Here is a 15,341-nt window from a genome sequence, read left to right on the forward strand (position 1 = left end):
CTGGTGGGCGGGGTGGTGTCGCGCGGTGGGAAGCGCAGGATCCGGTCGTCGGTGGCTGCCGGGGACCCACGCCCGTCCCGGTTGCTGGTGGTGACCCAGAGCCAGCCGTCCGGGCCGTACTCGACGGTCCGCAGCCGTCCGTACGTGCCGACGAGTTCGGCCACCGGGGTACCGACGCCGGTGCCGGCGAGCGGTACGTTCCACAACCGGGTGCCGCGCAGGGCGGCCACGTAGAGCCGGTTGCCGGCCACCGCCGCCCCGCTGGGGGATGCCTGGGCGGTCGACCAGACCAGCAGCGGGTCGCGGAACCGTGGGTCGTTGCCGCGGCCTTCGACCGTCGGCCAGCCGTAGTTGCCGCCGGCGACGATCACGTTCACCTCGTCCCACGCGTTCTGCCCGAACTCGGTGGCGAGCAGCCGGCCCTGCGCGTCCCAGGCCAGGCCCTGCACGTTGCGGTGGCCGAGGCTGTAGACCAGGGAGCCGGGGAAGGGATTGTCCGGGGGTGCCGAGCCGTCCGGCCGCAGACGCAGGATCTTGCCGTTACGGCTCCGCGGGTCCTGTGCGGCTGCGGTCTGCCCGGCGTCGCCGACTCCCGCGTAGAGCATTCCGTCCGGGCCGAACGCGATCCGGCCGCCGTTGTGGACGTTGGCCCGGGCCAGGCCGGTGAGGATCGGCTGCTGGGTCTGCGGCGCGGTGGGCCGGAACCGGACGATCCGGTTGTCGGAGGTGGTGGTCAGGTAGACGTAGACGTAACCGTCCTGGGCGTAGGTGGGGGAGACAGCCAGCCCGAGCAGGCCGCCTTCCCCGCTGGCGGCGACGCCGGAGATCTGGGCCACCGGTTCCGGGGACTGCCCGGACCGGACCCGGAGGATCTGGCCGGAGTTGCGCATCGCCACCAGGGCGCTGCCGTCGGGCAGGAAGTCCATCCCCCAGGGGACGGTTAGACCGGTGGCGACGGTCTCCGGTCGGGTGAGGTCGAAATCGCCGACGGCCAGCGTCGAGCCGTCTGCGCCGAAGGGAGCGGCCGATGTCGTCCGGGCGAGCGCGCCGGCTCCGAGACCGGCGACCGTGCAACCGGCGACGACCGCTGTCACCATCATCGACCGTACGCGCACGACGACCACCTCCACCAAAGTGACTTTCGTCAATATAGAGGATGGCGGGTCGGTGTGCAGGGGTGCTGCGGCCCGCCGCCGGACGGGCGGGAGGTGACCGGCTGGCCGCCCCCGGTCCGTCGACGGTCCGAACTCGCCGTGACGAGAGGAATGTTATCGCTAACATTGTCGGCGGCCCTCTCGTCGCTCCGCGACCTTGAGAATCGGCCGCTGCGGCGACCCGGCCAACGACGATCACCACGGTCTGGGCGGCGGCAGGAATGCGCCGCCCCGCCGACGTCGAAAGCTGGTGGCCACGGCGCGCGAGGCGTCCTACGTCCGCTGAACCGGCCTGACGCCCGGCCCACCGGGCGGGCCGGGCGTAACGCTGCCGCGTCATAGGTTGGCGTAGAGTGTCCCTGCCAGCGCTCTCCGCCCGATGAGACGTGCGCCTCGGGTGCCGGGAGACGACCGGGCAGTGATGCCCCGGTCCGCCACGGACGGGGTGACCAAGGGGCAGGTGGGGTAGCGAGATGGCGGTACGCGGTCCGGCGATGACCGATGTGGCCCGTCTCGCCGGCGTCTCCCACCAGACGGTGTCGCGGGTGCTCAACGGGCACCCCTACGTCCGCGAGCAGACTCGACTGCGGGTCGAGGCGGCCATCGCCGAGCTCGGCTACCGGCCCAACCGAGCCGCCCGTGCCCTGGTCACCGGCCGCTCGCAGGTGATCGGCGTGGTCGCGCAGAACACCACCCTCTACGGCCCGGCCTCCCTGCTGGCCGCCCTGGAGCAGGTCGCCGCCGAGGCCGGCTTCGCCGTCAGCGTGGGCAGCGTTCGTGACCTGGACCACCGGTCGATCTCGGCGGTGGTGGAGCGGCACCTGGCGCACGGGGTCGCCGGCATCGTGGTGATCGCGCCGGTCGAGTCGGCCGGTCCGGCGCTGGAACGGCTGCCGAAGGAGGTGCCGCTGGTCACCGTCGACGGCGACCCGCGCCGGTTGGTCCCGCTGGTGACGGTCGACCAGGCGGCCGGCGCACGGCAGGCCACCCAGCATCTGCTCGACGCGGGGCACCGCACGGTCTGGCACGTGTCCGGCCCGGCCGACTGGTTCGACAGCGCCGGCCGGATCAAGGGCTGGCGGGAGACGCTGCTGGCGGCGGGAGCCGAGGTGCCGACGCCGGTGCCCGCGGACTGGTCCGCATCCTCCGGGTACCGGTGCGGGCAGATGCTGGCGCGGATGCCTGAGGTCACGGCCGTGTTCACCGCCAACGACCACCTCGCGCTCGGCGTGCTGCGCGCCCTGCACGAGTACGGCCGGCGGGTGCCGGACGAGGTCAGCGTGGTGGGGTTCGACGACGTGCCCGAGGCCGCGTACTTCATCCCGCCGCTGACCACGGTGCGGCCGGACTTCGCCGCGGTGGCTCGGGCGAGCCTCGATCTGCTGCTGGCCCAGATCGAGGGCGACAGCGGCGGCGAGCTGCGCCAGACCATCGCTCCCACCCTGGTGACCCGGGACAGCGTCGCCGCGCCGCCGGCCTGATCGACGGCCATGCCCCAGCGCGAATGACACGTTTCCATCGCTCTTGCCCCTGTTACGAGACCGTGACGTAGAGATTTCGCCGCACCCGTTGACGATCCCTTTGTGAGCGCTAACACTCAGCCCCTGAACGTGTTACCGGTGCGGCCCTGCCGTCGGTGGGAGTTTCGAGAGGAGCAAGCCTGTGAGCAGGAAATTCCTGGCTGCTGTGGGTAGCGCTGCGCTGGCGCTGACCCTGGCTGCCTGTGGTGGTGAGGGTGCCGGTAGTGGTGGCGACACCAGCGACAAGAAGCCGGCCGATCTGACGATCGGCGTCTCGATGCCGACGCAGACCTCCGAGCGGTGGATCGCGGACGGCAACGCCGTGAAGCAGAAGCTCGAGTCGAAGGGTTACAAGGTCGACCTGCAGTACGCGGGCGACGACATCCCGACCCAGTCCCAGCAGGTCGACCAGATGATCACCCGGGGCGCGGACGTGCTGGTGATCGCGGCGATCGACGGCACCGCGCTGTCCAGCCAGCTGCAGACGGCAGCGGACGCGAAGATCCCGGTCATCGCGTACGACCGGCTCATCCGGGACAGCAAGAACGTCGACTTCTACGTCAGCTTCGACAACTACAAGGTCGGCGTCGCCCAGGCGACCGCCCTGCTGGTCGGCCTCGGCCTGCAGAACAAGGACGGGTCGAAGGGCACGGCGACCGGGCCGTTCAACGTCGAGCTCTTCGCCGGCTCGCTGGACGACAACAACGCCCACTTCTTCTACAACGGCGCGATGGACACCCTCAAGCCGTACATCGACAACAAGTCGCTGGTGGTCAAGTCGGGCCAGACGAAGATCGAGCAGGTGGCGACCCTGCGTTGGCAGCAGGAGACCGCGCAGAAGCGCATGGAGGACCTGCTCACCTCCAGCTACAACGACGGCGCGAAGATCGACGGCGTCCTGTCGCCGTACGACGGCCTGTCCCGCGGGATCATCACCGCGCTGCAGAACGCCGGGTACGGTGGCGCGGGCAAGAAGATGCCGGTGGTCACCGGCCAGGACGCGGAGATCGCCTCGGTCAAGCTGATCAACGACGGCGTGCAGAGCTCCACCATCTTCAAGGACACCCGTCTGTTGGCCGAGCAGGCCGTGGTCGCGGCGGAGGCGTACCTGCAGGGCAAGGAGCCGCAGGCCAACGACGTCAAGACCTACGACAACGGGGTGAAGGTCGTCCCGTCGTTCCTCCTGCCGGTGCAGACGGTCTACAAGGACGACATCAAGCCGGTCCTGATTGACTCCGGCTACTGGTCGGCCGAGGAGGTCGCCTCGGGCCAGGCCAAGAGCTGACCCGACCGTGCGGGCCCGGTGACCACGGCCGCCGGGCCCGCACCCCATTTCGCAGTACGACCAGGATCGACGATCAGGACGATGACCATGGACGACACCATCCTCGAGATGCGCGGCATCACGAAGAGGTTCCCCGGGGTGACGGCCCTCCAGGACGTCAACCTCGCGGTGCGGCGCGGCGAGATCCACGCCATCTGCGGCGAGAACGGCGCCGGCAAATCCACCCTCATGAAGGTGCTGTCGGGCGTCTACCCATCCGGCTCCTACGAGGGGGAAGTCGTCTTCGACGGCAAGCCCGTGCACTTCCGCGGCATCCGGGACAGCGAGGCCCAGGGCATCGTTATCATTCACCAGGAACTCGCCCTGGTGCCGTACCTGTCGATCGCGGAGAACATCTTCCTCGGCAACGAGCGGCGCGGGCGCGGCGGCCTGATCGACTGGAACCGGGCCAACGCCGACGCCGGGACCCTGCTGGAGTCCGTCGGGCTTCGCGAGAACCCGGTCACTCCGGTCATCCAGCTCGGCGTCGGCAAGCAGCAACTGGTGGAGATCGCCAAGGCGTTGTCCAAGCAGGTTCGGCTGCTCATCCTCGACGAGCCGACCGCGGCCCTCAACGACGTGGACTCGGCGCACCTGCTCGATCTGCTGCGTCGGCTGCGGGAGCAGGGCATCACCTGCATCATGATCTCCCACAAGCTGAACGAGATCACCGCGATCGCCGACTCCACCACGGTCATCCGCGACGGTCGCACCGTGGAGACGCTCGACGTGCGCTCCGGCGGGGTGACCCAGGAGCGGATCATCCGCGGCATGGTCGGCCGTGACCTCGACAGCTTCTACCCCGACCGGGTGTCGTCCCCGGGCGAGGAGGTGCTGCGCATCGAGGACTGGAGCGTGCGGCACCCCACCCAGGACCGTCTGGTCGTCGAGGGCGTCAACCTGCGCGTCCGGGCCGGCGAGGTGGTCGGCATCGCCGGGCTGATGGGTGCCGGGCGCACCGAGCTGGCGATGAGTGTCTTCGGTCGGTCCTACGGACGCGACATCAGGGGTCGCCTGATCGTCCGAGGCCGGGAGGTGAAGGCCCGTACCGTGGCCGAGGCGATCGACAACGGCATCGCCTATGTCACCGAAGACCGCAAGCGCTTCGGTCTCAACCTCATCGACGACATCCGCCGTAACGTCTCCGCCGCCGCGTTGGGCAAGCTCGCGCGGCTGGGCTGGGTGAACGGCAACGAGGAGATCAAGGTCGCCGAGCAGAGCCGCCGCGACCTGAACATCAAGACCCCGAGTGTGATGGCGGTGGTCGGCAAGCTCTCCGGCGGCAACCAGCAGAAGGTGGTGCTGTCGAAGTGGCTGTTCACCGATCCGGACGTACTGATCCTCGACGAGCCGACGCGCGGTATCGACGTCGGAGCGAAGTTCGAGATCTACACGATTATCAACCGGCTGGTGGCCGACGGGAAGGCCGTGATCGTCATTTCCTCGGAACTGCCGGAACTGCTCGGAATGTGCGATCGGATCTACACCCTCTCCGCCGGACGGATCACCGGTGAGGTGCCGATCGGTATGGCGACCCAGGAGAACCTCATGGAGCTCATGACGAAGGACAAGGAGCCCGTCGGATGACCAGCACCAAGAACCCCTCGACGCGGCCCACCGCCTCCTCCGGCAGTGCCCCCGCCGCGGCCCTGCACACCGGGGCCAGCGACGTGCGGGCGCTGCTGATGGGCAACCTGCGGCAGAGCGGGATCTACGTCGCGCTGGTCGTCATCGTCGCGCTCTTCGCGATCATGACCGACGGCGTCTCGTTGAGCCCCGGCAACATCACGAACATCGTCCTGCAGTACTCCTACATCCTGGTCCTCGCGATCGGCATGGTGATCGTGATCATCGGCGGTCACATCGACCTGTCGGTGGGGTCGGTGGTCGCGCTCAGCGGCGCGGTCTCCGCCGTGCTCGTCATCCGGCAGGGGCAACCCTGGTGGGTCGGCATCCTGGCCGCGTTGGCCGTCGGTGTCGCGGTCGGTGCCTGGCACGGTTTCTGGGTCGCCTACGTCGGGATTCCGGCGTTCATCGTGACCCTGGCCGGCATGCTGCTGTTCCGCGGGCTCACCCTGCGGGTGCTCGACAACATCTCGCTGTCGCCGTTCCCGGCGGAGTACCAGCAGGTCGCGGCCGGTTTCCTCAACGGGCTGATCGGTGGAGACGGCTATGACGCCTTCACCCTGCTCGTCGGCGCGCTCGCGGTGGCCGGGTACGCGGTCAGCGGCTTCCGCACCCGCGTCGCCCGCGTCCGTTACCAGCAGCCCGTCGAGTCGTTCCCGCTCTTCGTGGCCCGGGTGGCCGCCGTCGGCGCCGTCATCATGTACTTCGCGTGGCAGTTGGCCCACGCCCGGGGACTGCCGATCGTGCTGATCATCCTGGCGGTCCTCGTCCTGGTCTACGGGCTGCTGACCCGGCGTACCGTCTTCGGTCGCCAGGTCTACGCGATCGGCGGCAACCTGTCGGCGGCGACGCTGTCGGGCGTGAAGGTCAAGACGGTCAACTTCTGGATGTTCGTCAACATGGGCTTCCTGGCGGCCATCGCCGGGGTCATCTACTCCTCCCGCTCCAACGGCGCGCAGCCGGCCGCCGGCAACATGTTCGAACTCGACGCGATCGCCGCGGCGTTCATCGGCGGCGCGGCAGTCACCGGCGGGGTGGGCACGGTCGTCGGCGCCATGGTCGGTGGCCTGATCATGGCGGTGATGAGCAACGGTATGCAGCTCATGGGCGTGGACCAGTCGTTGCAGTCGGTGGTGAAGGGGCTCGTGCTGCTCATCGCCGTGGCCTTCGACGTCTGGAACAAGCGCCGCGCCGGCGCCGCCCGCTGACGCGGTACGCCACGGGTCGGGCCAGTCGGCCCCCCGTCGGCGTCCACCCCACCACCATCACCAACACCGGCGGCAGGGCCGGCGCACACCCGTGAGGGACGGGAGTGCGCCGGCCCTGCCGCCGTTGTCGCGCAGCCGCCCCCGATCGGTGGAGAGAAACCGCCGGGGTCGGCGATGTCGTCTTTCCGGGCCGTGTCGCCAGGAGCCGAGGGCCGCTAATATATCTAAATCTTTGCCCTTAAAACGTTTCACGGAGTGTTGGCATCCGGCCCCGTCGGGCACCCCGCGCCGGCAGAGGTCCGCTGGACCACCATCGGCCGCGCCCGGCATCGACCCAGGAGACCAGATGAGTCCTCGCACCAGATCCCGTCGCGGACTCGCCGCGACATCAGGGGCACTGCTGGCGGCTGTCTGCGCCATCGCCGTGCCCGTGGCATCCCTCCCGGCCTCGGCCGATCCCGCACGCGGCGGTTCCGGCCGCGTCCAACTGGAGCACCTCGACCGCGGGCTGGTCGCCGCGGCCACCAGCGACGGCGTCTTCCTCAGCTGGCGCCTGCTCGGGCACGAGGTCACCGGTGCCTCCGCCACCGGCATGACCGGGTCGAACTTCCACGTCTACCGCGACGGCCAGCGGATCGCGACGGTCACCGACAGCACCAACTACCTGGACCGGGCCGGCACCGCCACGGCCAGGTACCGGGTGGCGGCGGTCGCCGACGGGCACGAGGTCGACCGGAGCGCGACGGTGACCGCCTGGTCGGCTGCCTTCCGTGACCTGCCGCTGCGCAAGCCGGCCGACGGCGTCACCCCGGCCGGGGAGAGCTACACCTACTCCGCCGGCGACCTCAGCGTCGGCGACGTCGACGGCGACGGCGAGTACGAGTACATCGTCAAGTGGGATCCGTCGAACGCCAAGGACGTCTCGCAGGTCGGCTACACCGGCAACGTCCTCATCGACGCGTACGAGTCGGACGGCACGCTGCTGTACCGCGTCGACCTGGGCGTCAACATCCGCGCCGGCGCGCACTACACCCAGTTCCTGGTCTACGACTTCGACGGCGACGGCCGCTCGGAGATGATGTTCAAGACCGCGCCCGGTACGAAGATCATCCGGTACGCCAGGACCGGTGAGGTGATCTCCGAGCGGTACATCAAACTCCCGCAGAAGGACGTCCGGGCGGGCGTCTCGCACACCGACGACTACCGCCTCAGCCCGACCGACTACTACGAGCACGTGGTGGAGATGTTCCGGCAGTGGCACCGCCACCCCGAGGTGGTGGCCGGACGCTGGCCCGCCACCCTGGAGCAGGCCTTCGGCATCGAGCCGCGCCACCAGTACCCGCTGTCGCAGCAGGACGCGCAGGCCCTCGCGGACCACTTCATGGACGTCTACGCCCCCAGTCGCAGCACCCGCAACAACCTGCGGGCGTTCCAGGGCTTCATCCTGCACGGGCCCGAGTACCTCACCGTCTTCGACGGCGCCACCGGACGGGACCTGCACACCGTCGACTACCAGCCCGGACGGCACGACGACGGCCTCAGGTGGGGCGACTACGCGATGGCGCGTATCGAGCCGGGAAACCGGGTCGACCGGTTCCTCGCCGGCGTGGCGTACCTGGACGGCCGCCGCCCGTCGGCGGTCTTCGCCCGTGGCTACTACACGCGTTCGACGATCGCCGCCTACCGCTGGGACGGCGAGCGGTTGACGCAGAACTGGTACGTCGACAGTGGGTGGACGCCCATGACCAACCCGTTCAACGACAGCCCCCACGGCCGGGACGGCGCCGACCCGCGGTTCGGCACGATCACGACACAGGGTCAGCACTCGCTGAGCGCGGCCGACGTGGACGCCGACGGCAAGCAGGAGATCGTCTACGGCGGGGCCACCATCGACCATGACGGCACCCTGCTGTACAGCTCGTTCGGGCCGATGCCGCCGGAGAGCGCCGACCCCGGCGCGTCGGCCAGGATCGGTCACGGCGACGCCATGCACGTCACCGACATCGACCCCCGCCGTCCAGGGCTGGAGATCTACGAGGTGCACGAGGGCGGGCGGTGGGCGCCGTACGGCTACAGCCTGCGCGACGGCGCCACCGGCCAGCTGATCTACGGTGGCTACACCGGCGTCGACACCGGGCGCGGCATGATCGGTGACGTCGTCCCCGAGCACCCCGGCCTGGAAACCTGGTGCTCGCAGCCCTCCGGGTCGATCAGCGGCCTCGGGCTGCGCGGCGCGGACGGGGCGCGCCTCGGAGACCGGGTGCCCGGTACGAACCAGAGCATCAGGTGGGCCGCCGACATGACCACCCAGATCGTCGGCGGTTCGCTGGAGGTCACGCCGACCATCGGCGACTGGCGACGCGGCACCCTGCTCACCGCCGAGGGGACCCGCACGAACAACCACACGAAGGGCAACCCCGGCCTCGTCGCCGACATCTTCGGCGACTGGCGGGAGGAGATGCTGGTGCGGACGGCGGACAGCTCGGCGATCCGGATCTACCTGAGCACCGAGGTGACCGACCGCAAGCTGTACACGCTCATGCACGATCCGCAGTACCGTGCCGAGGTGGCCCGGCAGCAGACGACGTACAACCAGCCGTCGTACCCGAGCTTCTACCTCGGCTCGGACATCACCTTCTCCCAGGTGCCGGTGCCGAAGATCTGGGCTCCGGGCAGCGTCGCCGCGCTCGGCGACCAGCTCGACGCGCAGGTCCGCGCGGGCGAGGTGTCCGGCCTCGTGGTGCTGCGGCTGAAGGTCGCGCTCGTCGAGGCCGAGTACCAGCTCGACCAGGGCCGGCAGTCCGCGGCGGTCCGGGCGCTGGAGCGCTTCGTCCGGGACCTCGGGCAGGTCAAGCGCCCGAGCCGGGTCTCCGATTCCGCGTACGCGACGCTCACCTACCAGGCCAGGGCCGTGATCGCGATGCTGTCCTGACCGGGCAGGCCGGGAGGGCTCCCCACGGCCCTCCCGGCCTGCCGCACGTCACGTCAGGGAGGCCGCGATCCCGACGGCCTCGGCCACGGTGAGCTGGCCCTCGAGCCGGTAGGTGACGCCCGCGTCCTGCCAGACCAGGGTCGCGGCCGCCAGCCGGGCGCTCTCCACCCGGACCGCGCCGTCGCGGTCCACGTAGGACACCGGGTGTGGGCCGCCGATCCAGATCGCCGGTTCCTCGCCGACCTGCACCCACTGGGTGCCCGGGCCGCCCGCCTGCTTGAAGAAGACCGGATCGAGGCGACCGTCGAAGGCGTCCAGACGCAGCGCGCCGCCCCGGTAGAGCAGGGTCGCGACCCGGTGGCTGCCGGTGCTGTCCGGGTCGGCCACCAGCACCTGCTCGGGCGGGCCCAGCTTCGCCGGTACCCGGATCGGGAACCGCACCGCGCGCTGCGCCTCGTCGAACCCGGCCGGCCGCTGCGCCGGCAACGGCGACGGGGAGCCGGTCGGCAGCGCCGGCGGGGACGACGTGCTGATGGTGATCCCGGCGAAGCGCAGCAGACCCGCCACGGCGTCGGCGAGCGCGGCCCGTCCCGGCGGCAGCGCCGCGACCACCAGCGCGGTCGACACCACCGCGACCAGATACCGCCACCGGCGCCGCTTCGGTGCGGCCAGCCGCGCGCGGACCCGGGTCACCACCTCGGGCGGGTCGGGGGTCTCCAGCCAGGCCGACAGGTCCCGCAGCTCGCGCTCCAGGTCATCCACGGGCGACCTCCTCGACGGCGAGCAGACCGCGCAGCTTGGCAAGGGCCCGGGAGGTCCGCGACTTCACCGTGCCCCGGGGCCAGCCCAGCATCGTGACCGTCTCGTCCTCGTTCAGGTCGAGGAAGTACCGGCAGACGATCACCTCCCGGTCCTTGACCGGAAGCATGCGCAGGGCCCGCACCAGCGCGGCGCGGCGCTCCCCGGCCAGCACGGTGCCGACCGCGGCGTCCTCGGCGACCTCCGACTGCGGGTTCGCCGTCGCCGCCCGCAGCACGAGCCCGTGGCGCCGGTCGCGGGACCGGTGCAGGTTGCGCGTCTCGTTGGCCACGATCGCCAGCAGCCAGGAGCGGAAGGACGACTCCCCGCGGTATCGGGAGAGCTTGTGGTACCCCTTCACGAACGCCTCCTGGATCACGTCCTCCGCGTCCGAGCCCGCGCCCAGCAGCGTCGCCGTCCGGTACGCGGCCGCGGTGTACCGGGCGACCAGAAACTCGTACGCCTTCCGGTCACCTGCCCGCGCGCGGGTGACAGCCTCGTCGTCGTTCAGGGCAACCTCCGCCTTCGATCACACTGTTGACACCGCCGGGCCGGCGTCGGTTCCACCGCGCCGGAACCCGCGTCCGGTCGGTGGTGTCAGGGGAGCATGATGGCGAAGAGCACCTTTCCGCGTCGCACCGTTCTGACCGCGCTCGCCGGCGCCGGCGCCGCTGCGCTCGTCGGCTGCGAGCCGGCCCGACGTCCCCCCACGGCGATCCCCGATCCACTGCTGGTCGAACTCGACGGTGGAGTCGGCCTGTTACGCGGCACGGACCGGGAGACGATCCCGCACGCCGTCGCCGCTCCGGACGGGCGGGTGGTGCACGCGACCGCCTCGGAAGGAGCCGACACCGCCTGCTGGCGCCTCGACGTGTCGACCGGCCACACTTCGCAGCACGTCACGTTGCCCGGCCGCTGGGTGCCGCAGACGGTTTCCGCCGACGGCTCGCTGGTGGCGCTGACCCCGGACGCGGTGAGCGTCACCACCGCACGTCCCGGCCCCCGGGACGTCACGCCCGTGCTGGTCGTCGACTCCGACGGGATCCGGCACCGGCTCCGGTTGCCGGGCAACGTGGTGCCGGAGGCGTTCACCGACGACCGGTCCGGGCTCTTCGTGCTGGAGTGGCTGCCGCCGCACGCGCCGGACCGCTACCGGGTCCGCGCCGTCGACCTCGCCACCGGCACCGCCGCCGCACTCTCCACTCGGGACAAGGGGGCGGTCCCGGCCGGCGCGGAGGAGGAGATGCGCGGCGACGGGCGGCAGGCGGTGTTCGCCCCGAACCGCCGCACCCTCTACACGCTCTACACCCACCAACCCGACCACCAGCACACCCGGGACCTGGTCAGTGGGCGACCGGGCAACGTGCACGCGTTCGTGCACACCCTGCACCTCGGCGACCGGTGGGCGTACTGCATCGACCTGCCCCACCCGTTCGGCGAGGGGCCGGCGAGCGGGCACGCCATGGCGCTCAGCCCGGACGGCAACCGCCTGCTGGTCACCGACGTCACGTCCGGCACCGTAGCGGAGATCTCCACCGAGGAGTTGACGGTACGCCGCACCGCCAGGCTGACCGGCGGCGCCGGGCCGGCGTACGCGGTGGCCGACCGTGACCGCCTGGTCGTCGGCGCCGGCCGAACCCTGCGCGTCGTCGACCTCGCGGGCCTCCGCGTCGTCGCCGAGCGGCCCGTCCGTGACCCGGTCGCCGGTCTGCTCCGCGGTCCCGGCGGCGCGCGCCTGTACGTGGGCCAGGACGCCGCGGTGAGCTGGCACGATCCCACCACCGGTGAGGAGGCCGGCCGGGCCACCGTGCCGGGGCTGGTGGGACTGCGCGCCCCGGCCGTCCCGGCCTGACGACGCGCGTTCCTCGCGGACCGGCCGGCCCGCCGGGTGGGTAACTGGCGCATGTCGGACAGTAGCGATCACGGCGTTGCCCGGTGCGTCGATGATGGGTTCATGACCTCGTGGACCACGCCCCGTCCGGGCGGCGGCGAGCCGCCGGCGGCGCGCGGCCCGCTGACCGCGTCGCCACTGGATCCGCTGCCGCCACGCATGGTGCCGCCGCCGCCCCCGCCGATCGGTCGCACGTTGCCGCTCACCGCGCGTGTGCTGGTGGCCGTGGTCCTGGTCCTCGGCAACCCGTGGGCGTACCCGGTGCTCTTCGAGTGGGTGAGCGACCTGCCCGACAGCGAGGGCCTGGCCGGGCTGGTCACCGGGCTCGGCGAGATGACCGTGTTCGCGCTGCGTTGGCCGCACTGGGATCCGCGGATCGCCGAGCCCCGCATGCTGGGCTACGCGCTGGCGCAGAACCTGCGGACGCTGCTGTTCGTCCTGGTCACGGTCTGGCTGCTGCGCCGGCTGGCCACCGGCGCCCCACCCCGGCGGGCGTACCGGGTGCTCGCCGTGTTCGCCGCGCCCCTGGTGGGTGCGGCGGTCGCGGCGGTCGGCGTCACCGCCCTGCTCGTCATGGTCGACAACCTCCACGTGTACGGCTACCGCGACGATCCGTCGCGGGTGGTGCGCGACATGCTGGCCGGCGGGCTGCACGCCGGATTCGTGCTGGGGGGCCTGCTGGCCTGGGTCCAGGCCCGCTGGCCTGACCCGGTCGGCACCGATGTTTCGGCGATCGACCGGAGGTGAACGGCATGCTGCGCCAGAGCGTGGGGTCCGAGCGGGACGCCCCGCGACCAGGACCGGAGGCCAGCGAGGCCACCCGCTACCTGTGCGCCGCCGCGCACACCGACGAGTCCTTCGCCGAACGGGCGCTGGCCGAGGCGCTCGACGACGACCTGCGTGCGGTGGCGCCGTCGGTGGGCTTCGACCTGACGTCGGTGCTGCGGCACTGCCTGCACGCCCGTCAGCGGCGACGTCGGCGGGACCTGCGCCTGGTGGTCGCCGGCGGTCTCGCGGTGCTGCTCGCGCCGCTGTGGACGCTGCTGGCCGGTACGGTGATGGTGGTCGGCACGAAACTGGCCCCGTTCCGGCCGAGCCGACACGGCCTGGTGGGGCCGGTGGCGGCGCTGTTCTCGGTGGCGTTGGTCGCCCTGGTGCTGCTCGTCCAGCTCCCGGGCGTCGGCGGGTCCGAGGGAGGATCCGGCCTGCCCGGCTGGATCGTCGGCCGGCCGGTGCTGGCCCTGCCCTTCGGTGTGGTCGCGTACCTGGTGCTGGTGGCCCATCTGCTGGGCACCCGGCGGCTGCTGGTGACCCAGTTGCGGCGTGGCCGGTTCCGTCCGCCGGTCGCCGACGCCGCGCGGGACGGCCGGTACGCCGACCGCCTGGCCGCCGTCGACGAGGCCCAGCGGGGCAACGTCACGGTCTACGGCGGGTACGTGCCGTTCGTCGGACACGGCACCCCGGTCGCCGGCTGGTCGTTCGCCCTGCCGATCGTTCCGGCCGGCCATGGGTCGCTGCTGCCCGGCGTACCACCCGACCCGGCGGACCCGCCGGTGTCGTTCGCGGTGGACGACCTGATCGATCACGTCCGGTCGCGGCTCGGGGCGGTCCGGCTGGACGCCTCGGACACCGACCGGCTGCCGGACCTGCGGCTGGAGGACCGGATTTTCGTCGGGGGGCGGCTGCTCACCGACGATCCGCGGTTGCTGCCCGACCGGGAACGAATGCCCCGGCAGCGCTGGACCGACGAGGAGGTCCGGGAGGTCGCCACCCACCCCCGGGGGGTGGCCCGGCACTACCTGTGCGCCCTGGTCCCGTCCTGGGGCGGCGAGGTGGTCGCCAGCACCTTCCTGCACTTCTCCACCGACGGTCGGGTGCTCTATCTGGAGTGCGCCCGTACCCTGCTGGAGCCGCCCCGGTGGGACCACCACGACGTGGACCGGCTGACCGAGTGGCTGCCGGCGAACCAGTTCGCCCAGCTGCTCGTCACCGCCGGCGAGACACTACTGCGTACGGCGCTCGGGGCGCCGCTGCGGTTGTTGCAGGATCTGATCCGCGCCGTCCGCCTCCACCCACGGCGGGAGCGGGCCCGGCGGCTGGCCCGGGAGGATCTGGGCCACGACTACGGCGCCCGGGTCGGGGTGCGGGAGCTGGCGGCCGGAACCGGGTACCACAACTACTTCCAGGTGTTGGACGCCGCCAAGCACCTCAAGGTGGTGGAGCGGCACGTGCTGGCCGCCATCGTCGACTTCCTCGACGACCGGGGGGTGGAGACCGCCGAGTTCCGCAACCGGCAGACGATGATCCTCAACCAGGGTGTCATCCAGACCGGCGGGCTCAGCGTGGTGGGTAACCAGGCGGTGGGCTCGGGAGCCCGCGCGGAGCAGCGGAGCGAGGCGGTGCCCACGCCTCGCGCCGGCCAGGCGCCAACGGGGTGAGGGAGCGGAATGGCCGAGATCAACTATGGGATTCAGCAGTACGGCGGGACCAGCCAGGTCGGCAACCAGGCGGTCGGCCCGGAGGCGTTCGCCACCGGGGGGAGCCTGCACGCCACCGCGCCGCCGGCCGTGGACGTCGCCGGACTGCTGCGGCAGCTGACGGAGGTGGTCGACCGGCACCGCGGTGCGCTGCCGGAGCCGGCGGTGACGGTCGCGGCGCAGGTCCGCGCGGAGCTGTCCCGGCCGGAGCCGCGGCCGGCGCGGGTGGCGGAGCTGCTGCACCGGCTGGCCGAGCTGGCGGCGCCGGTCGCGCCGGTCGCGGCGGCGGTGACCGAGGTGATCAGGGCGGTGCAGTCCGCCTGAACCACCGGCGACCGTGACGCTGACCAGGCACGTGGCGAGCCGCCGGGCGCCATTGGGCAACCTGCGGGTATGTGCCCGGTCGGCAGG

General features: G+C 71.6%; 12 protein-coding genes. 9 read left to right on the plus strand and 3 right to left on the minus strand.

The window, feature by feature from the left end:
• Positions 1-1,115: PQQ-dependent sugar dehydrogenase (locus tag E1166_RS09215; protein WP_243710258.1), on the minus strand; the 1,115-nt coding region annotated here is incomplete at its 3' end.
• A gap of 512 nt (positions 1,116-1,627) precedes the next feature.
• Between E1166_RS09215 and E1166_RS09220 the strand changes: the two genes are divergently transcribed.
• The 5 genes from E1166_RS09220 to E1166_RS32475 all read left to right on the plus strand — a co-directional run bounded on the left by E1166_RS09220 (position 1,628) and on the right by E1166_RS32475 (position 9,764).
• Complete coding sequence (locus E1166_RS09220; protein WP_132337539.1) at positions 1,628-2,635, plus strand: LacI family DNA-binding transcriptional regulator; 1,008 nt, start codon at positions 1,628-1,630, stop codon at positions 2,633-2,635.
• Positions 2,636-2,816: 181 nt separating this feature from the next.
• Entirely contained in the window at positions 2,817-3,959 is a 1,143-nt protein-coding gene (gene chvE / locus E1166_RS09225) for a multiple monosaccharide ABC transporter substrate-binding protein (RefSeq protein ID WP_132337541.1), read from the plus strand.
• 87 nt (positions 3,960-4,046) lie between these two features.
• Positions 4,047-5,585, plus strand: a complete 1,539-nt coding sequence (mmsA, locus tag E1166_RS09230) for a multiple monosaccharide ABC transporter ATP-binding protein (RefSeq protein ID WP_132261191.1) — start codon at positions 4,047-4,049, stop codon at positions 5,583-5,585.
• Complete coding sequence (mmsB, locus tag E1166_RS09235) at positions 5,582-6,832, plus strand: multiple monosaccharide ABC transporter permease (protein ID WP_132337543.1); 1,251 nt, start codon at positions 5,582-5,584, stop codon at positions 6,830-6,832. Before mmsA ends, mmsB begins: the two co-directional genes overlap by 4 nt.
• Before the next feature lie 346 nt (positions 6,833-7,178).
• Positions 7,179-9,764 carry a rhamnogalacturonan lyase gene (locus E1166_RS32475; protein ID WP_132337545.1) on the plus strand — a complete coding sequence of 862 codons (2,586 nt, stop codon included), beginning with the start codon at positions 7,179-7,181 and terminating at the stop codon, positions 9,762-9,764.
• Positions 9,765-9,812: 48 nt separating this feature from the next.
• Here E1166_RS32475 and E1166_RS09245 read toward each other — a convergent pair whose 3' ends face one another.
• A complete protein-coding gene (locus E1166_RS09245) occupies positions 9,813-10,526 on the minus strand; it encodes a hypothetical protein (RefSeq protein WP_132337547.1) in 714 nt (237 codons plus the stop codon).
• Positions 10,519-11,073, minus strand: a complete 555-nt coding sequence (locus tag E1166_RS09250) for an RNA polymerase sigma factor (RefSeq protein ID WP_132261154.1) — start codon at positions 11,071-11,073, stop codon at positions 10,519-10,521. The genes E1166_RS09245 and E1166_RS09250 overlap by 8 nt, the downstream gene beginning before the upstream one ends.
• 99 nt (positions 11,074-11,172) lie before the next feature.
• On the opposite strand from E1166_RS09250, the gene E1166_RS09255 reads away from it, so the two are divergent.
• The 4 genes from E1166_RS09255 (at position 11,173) to E1166_RS30840 (ending at position 15,254) form a co-directional block, all read left to right on the plus strand.
• Positions 11,173-12,414, plus strand: a complete 1,242-nt coding sequence (locus E1166_RS09255; RefSeq protein WP_132337549.1) for a hypothetical protein — start codon at positions 11,173-11,175, stop codon at positions 12,412-12,414.
• A gap of 102 nt (positions 12,415-12,516) precedes the next feature.
• Positions 12,517-13,200, plus strand: coding sequence for a hypothetical protein (locus E1166_RS09260; RefSeq protein ID WP_132337551.1), 684 nt, complete (start codon positions 12,517-12,519; stop codon positions 13,198-13,200).
• Between the two features lie 5 nt (positions 13,201-13,205).
• Positions 13,206-14,891 carry a hypothetical protein gene (locus E1166_RS09265; RefSeq protein WP_132337552.1) on the plus strand — a complete coding sequence of 562 codons (1,686 nt, stop codon included), beginning with the start codon at positions 13,206-13,208 and terminating at the stop codon, positions 14,889-14,891.
• 9 nt (positions 14,892-14,900) lie between these two features.
• Positions 14,901-15,254, plus strand: a complete 354-nt coding sequence (locus E1166_RS30840) for a hypothetical protein (RefSeq protein WP_165944295.1) — start codon at positions 14,901-14,903, stop codon at positions 15,252-15,254.
• Positions 15,255-15,341 lie beyond the last annotated feature (87 nt).

It is taken from the genome of Micromonospora sp. KC213 (assembly GCF_004348325.1).
Lineage (GTDB): Bacteria > Actinomycetota > Actinomycetes > Mycobacteriales > Micromonosporaceae > Micromonospora.

Excerpts from the sequence above, each read along its gene's own strand:
- E1166_RS09265 (WP_132337552.1), top strand. The coding sequence starts at position 13,206 with ATGCTGCGCCAGAGCGTGGGGTCCGAGCGGGACGCCCCGCGACCAGGA.
- mmsA (WP_132261191.1), top strand. The coding sequence starts at position 4,047 with ATGGACGACACCATCCTCGAGATGCGCGGCATCACGAAGAGGTTCCCC.
- E1166_RS30840 (WP_165944295.1), top strand. The coding sequence starts at position 14,901 with ATGGCCGAGATCAACTATGGGATTCAGCAGTACGGCGGGACCAGCCAG.
- E1166_RS09255 (WP_132337549.1), top strand. The coding sequence starts at position 11,173 with ATGGCGAAGAGCACCTTTCCGCGTCGCACCGTTCTGACCGCGCTCGCC.
- E1166_RS09220 (WP_132337539.1), top strand. The coding sequence starts at position 1,628 with ATGGCGGTACGCGGTCCGGCGATGACCGATGTGGCCCGTCTCGCCGGC.
- E1166_RS32475 (WP_132337545.1), top strand. The coding sequence starts at position 7,179 with ATGAGTCCTCGCACCAGATCCCGTCGCGGACTCGCCGCGACATCAGGG.
- E1166_RS09260 (WP_132337551.1), top strand. The coding sequence starts at position 12,517 with ATGACCTCGTGGACCACGCCCCGTCCGGGCGGCGGCGAGCCGCCGGCG.
- mmsB (WP_132337543.1), top strand. The coding sequence starts at position 5,582 with ATGACCAGCACCAAGAACCCCTCGACGCGGCCCACCGCCTCCTCCGGC.